Source organism: Trinickia sp. (assembly GCF_036503415.1).
Taxonomy (GTDB): Bacteria; Pseudomonadota; Gammaproteobacteria; order Burkholderiales; family Burkholderiaceae; genus Trinickia.
In genome coordinates this window covers 1-4,676 of record NZ_DASXWY010000140.1, presented here as the reverse complement: position 1 = coordinate 4,676, position 4,676 = coordinate 1, and the positions used below count along the sequence as shown (strand labels likewise).

Below are 4,676 nucleotides of genomic sequence, written 5' to 3'. Positions count from 1 at the left end.
CATCGACAGATTGCCGACCGACTGCACCGTACCCGACGTTGCGACCGTGACATTGCGTTGCGCCGTCAGCGCCACTTGTGCGCCGCCCGCAAGCGTGCCATTGACGACGACATCGTTTGCCGCCTGGACGCTCGCATTGCCCACCGAGGCCGCGTTACCGTTGAAGGTCACATTGCCGTTGCCTGCCAGGCCATTGGCCACCACGCCAAACGCCCCACCGGCCTGCACATCGGCGAACGTGGCGCTGTTTGCCGCGTTGACCTGCAAATCGTTCGACAGCAGCTTGCCCGCGATATTGACGTCATGTCCGCTGCTCAACGTTCCGCTCTGCCCGAATGCGATCGAACCGCTGCCCGTCAAATCGCCCTGGGTTGTGAGTGTCCCGTTCTGCTGGACGATGACGACACCGGGCACATCGAGCGTGCCGGCCGAAAGCGTCGCATCGGTGCCCACCAACAGCGAACCGGGCACGCTGAACGCCCCGGCCACCGTCGCATTGAACGCCTTGCCGCTCGCGAGCGAGCCGGTCAGCGAAATATCGTGCCCAGACGAAAACGTCACATTGTTCTGAGCCGTGCTCTGCCCCGCGATCGCGACGTTATTGCCCGCCGTAATCGATAAATCCGCGCCTGACTGCACCGTGCCGTTGGAAATCACATCCCCAGCGGCATTGACGGTGTATCCGCTACCGGCCACCCCGGTGCCGGCCAGCGTCACATTCCCCGCACTCGTCATCGACACGTCTTGCTGTGCCGTATGACTCGCCACCGTCAAATCGCCGTTCGACGACAGCGTCAGATTCCCCGTCGTCGCCGACAACCCCGCGTCGGCCCGCACGCCCATGCCCGCCGCAGTGCCGACCATCGCGATCTGGCCGGCCGTCATCGCCCCGAACGCGGTCGCGTCGATCGCATAACCCTGATTGGCGGCGCCGATTGCGGCCAGCGTGTTCGCGCTGCCATTGGCGCTCGTGGAATAGGTGGTGACCGTTGCATCCACGACGCTGGGCTTCACGAGTTGATCGCCCGCAATCACATTGATGCGCGTGCCGGCGTATAGCGGCGCATTGATGCCCACGGTCTCGCCGATCAGATCGATGGTGCCGACGGTGCCTTCGATGCCCGAGCCCGGGCCGTTCACGCCCGCATTGCCTTCGATCTGAATGTGCCCACCTTTCACGTCGTAGGCGATGGCCTGACCGTTCGTGAAGTCCGTCACGGTGCCGCCCGTGCCGGTGAGGAATTGCGGCGCGCCTGTCGTGAGCGTCACGCCCGTCGTATTGGTGAAGCCCGCCCCGCGTACCGCGATGCCGTTCGGGTTCGCGATGATGACGCTCGCCGCCGCGCCGAAGACTTCGAGCGGGCCGGCCAATACGCTCGCGTAGCCCGCGCCCGTCGATGTCACCTGATTGAGAATGACGCTGGCCGTGCGTCCGTTCAGATTCGGGTTGGCAGCCACGTTGCCGCCTGTGAGCGAAGTCCCGCTTTGCAGGCTGTTGTTCAGAATCAACCCGGCTGCGTCGATGTTGAACGTTTGATACTGATTGAGCGAAATGCCCGCAGCATTCGGTGCGGTGATGTTGACCACGGGCACACCGCCGTTCGTGCCTGTCGATTGCACGATTTGAGGCTGAAACGTGACGGGTGCAGTCGGGTCGACGATCGGCGCAGCCTGAGCGGCCTGCATCGCAAACCGCACGCGCAACGATGCAAGGTCCTGAATCGCACGCCATGCGTCGTCGCCGAGGCGATGGCTGCCTGCCGCCAACACGCCCGCCGCCTGACGGCCCATCTCCACCGTCACCGTAATCGGTCCGACGAACAGGGTCGCGGCAACGAACGCGCTCAGCACGCGTTGCCAGCCGCGATAGCGCCGCCTGCCCGCGTGAGGCTCGCTCCTTTCAGCGTTCAGTCGCAATGCGTCGGATGCAGCGCGTGCCTGCTCCAGACGCATGAACACATCGCCCCGTTTTGCCCCGTTCGTCATTTTTATTCGCCAACGATTGGTATTGTTTTGCTAAATCGTTTTTCGCCAAGCCCGCGGCCACGGGCTTGGCGTTGCTTTCTTGCTTGCCGGTTCAGCTTGCGCTTGCCGGTTTCTTCGGCGCGGTGGGCGCGGTCGGCAGCAGGTCTTGCGCGCGAACCTTCGGATGCCCTGGCTCGAACACCCATGCCGACGGAATCTTGCCCGGTGTCTGGCCGCCGCTGTGCACGAACCCGCCAAGCTCGTCGACGATCTCCGACGCATCCCACCCGATAATCTTGGTGGAGATCACGGCATCGTCGTTGAACATGCGGATGTCGCCATAGTTGTTCCACTTGACCCCGCCGCCACCGCCGCCGCCATAGATAATGACCGGCGCCGTCGTACGCATCTTGCGCATCATGTTGTGGTCAAAGCCCGCTCCGCGCACCAGATCGTTATTCGGCGGAAGTGAGCCGGTCAACGCGGCGGGAATGATCATGAAGTACTTGAACCCTTCCTGCTGCGTGAGCTCTGCGCAGCGGTACATGAAGTACTTGTGGACCTTGTCCTTGGACGTATATCCGTTACCGGAAAACGTGACGTGGTAGGTCTGATCGTCGATCTTCTTGCCCGTATAGCCACCCGAAAAACTGGCCGCCTGATACGGCGTCGCGCAACCCGCCAATGCAGCAGTTGCCGCCAATGCGCAAATGGAAGTAAGTCTTTTCATCTTCATTGTTATCACCCCGATTTGACTACTGTTATTGGAGTTCGAAATCCTCACTGTCCGTTAGTCGGTCTTTGCTGTTTTTGCCGTCTCCGACGTCTTTACCGCCTGCGCCGTTTGTTCCGTAGCCGCCGAAACGCCGCGAGCCGCGAGCAAGTCCGACTTGAAGTGGGGAACGAGTCCCATCACGGCCTCGTCCACCCCCTGAATCGCGTGAGGCAGGTCTTCCTTCAACGCCGAGAACGTCGTGTAGTGGTATGGGTCGGCGTTGCCCGAATTGAAGTTCAAGCGATCCTTAAAAATCGGCTCGAACGTATCGGCCTTGAACATTTCTATGTTCACCTTGACGTCGCGCGTGTACCAGGAGAGCGAGCCCGGCGCGAAATAGCCGTTGAGGTTCTGGACCAGCATGATTGCGTCGGCGCCCGCATAGCTTTTTCCCTCTAGCGCCATCACGCGGTTCTTGAGAACGACCTTCGGCATGTCCTCCTGTGTCAGATCCACTTCCTTGACGTCGTAACCAGCAGCCCGCAGCTCTGCTTCCACCGCATCGACAAACTTCCTGTTCAATCCCGTATCGCCAAGCTTTTCAGTCACGAGATCGTTGAACGTCGGGTTGGTTCTATGCGAGGCCGCGCTGATAGCCCCGGAGATCGCTCCGGTGACCGCAGCGACGAGGATGCCTGGGCCCACTAGCATCACGCCGTTGGTTCCAGCACTCACCGCGAAATAGTTCGTCTTATTCGGAGCGGCCACCGCGATCGTCTTTATCGCGCCCATTTGTGCCGAATCATATTTCGCCCGAGGAGGCGCCGTACAAGCAGTGACGAAGGTGGCGCAGACAACGACCGCCATGAGTCTATTGAGCAATTTCATGTTGAATCCCCGTTTATGAATGGTTCTAGATGATTTATTTGTTCGTACCGCCTCGAGCGCACCTCCCGAGACCCGTTATTGATCGATATGCGCGCTCTTCACGAGATCGGTCACGACCTGCGCCGTCGCCTTGGCCAACGCGACCTGTTCGAGTTCCTTGCGCAAGCCGTCCTTCGATTGATCGAGCGTCGGGATCTGCGTCTTGCGCATATCGTCCGCACGCAAAATCCAGAAAGCGTCGCCCACTTGCACCGGCGCACTCGACACTGCCCCCTTCGGCAACTTCACGAGTGCCTCGGCAAGCGGCTGCGGCCAGTTCTGGGTAGTGCCGGCCGTGATCGGCGTCTTGAACGACACCCAATTCAGCGCACCGCCTTGCGCCGCGTTCGGCCCTTGGCTGTATTGCTTCGCGAGTTGCGCGAAATCGCCGCCCTTTTTCAGTTGCTCGAGAATCGTCTTGGCGGTGGCCTCGTCCTTCACCGCAATCGCGCTCGGCTTGTACTCGTTTTCGCCGAGTGTCGCGACGATGGCGTCGTATTTCGATTTCACTTCGTCATCGGTGACGGGCGCAGGCTTCACGACATCCTTCAAATAGGCCTGCATCATCGCCGTCGTCTTCGTCTGCTCGACGATGGCCTGCACGTCGGCATGCGCGTCGTAATGCTGCTTCTGTGCCGCCTGGCGGAAAAGCTCGCGCGCGATCAACTGATTCTTCAGCGATGTGCGCAGCGCCGGTGTGTCGGGCTGCCGGCTTGCACGCACGGCGGCATCGAGATCGCTCGCGGGAATCGTCACGCCGTTCACCCGTGCAATCGCACCCGCCGGTAGGGGCGCACTCGCCGCGATAGGCGCCTGTGCCGAAGCCGATGCCGGCTTCTTCGCCGCGACGGCGGCTCCCGTCACTGCAAGTGCCGATACCATCAGCACTATGCGTGCGCTGCTTTTCATGGTTGCTCTCAAGTTCTCGTTCATCGCCTCGTCCTTCCCCTCTCGGGATCAATCGGCATTCGCAGCTCGCGCATCTCGCGAGCTACGTCGCCAAGTTCAGTGTGAAAAGCACTACGCTCGCCTTGCGTCCCATCGCGGCAGGCTGCGTCAGTGCCTGTCC

4 protein-coding genes are annotated in these 4,676 nt (G+C 61.3%); all 4 read right to left on the bottom strand.

From position 1 onward, the window contains the following. A partial coding sequence (locus VGL01_RS17525; RefSeq protein ID WP_331571511.1) for a filamentous hemagglutinin N-terminal domain-containing protein occupies window positions 1-1,986 on the bottom strand: 1,986 nt, incomplete at its 3' end. Between the two features lie 91 nt (window positions 1,987-2,077). After that, window positions 2,078-2,695 (bottom strand): CC0125/CC1285 family lipoprotein, encoded by a 618-nt coding sequence (locus VGL01_RS17520; protein ID WP_331571509.1) that lies wholly within the window; start codon window positions 2,693-2,695, stop codon window positions 2,078-2,080. Between the two features lie 60 nt (window positions 2,696-2,755). Then, window positions 2,756-3,568, bottom strand: coding sequence for a hypothetical protein (locus VGL01_RS17515; RefSeq protein WP_331571508.1), 813 nt, complete (start codon window positions 3,566-3,568; stop codon window positions 2,756-2,758). A 75-nt stretch (window positions 3,569-3,643) separates the two neighbouring features. Continuing rightward, window positions 3,644-4,540, bottom strand: coding sequence for a peptidylprolyl isomerase (locus VGL01_RS17510; protein WP_331571507.1), 897 nt, complete (start codon window positions 4,538-4,540; stop codon window positions 3,644-3,646). Between the last annotated feature and the right edge of the window lie 136 nt (window positions 4,541-4,676).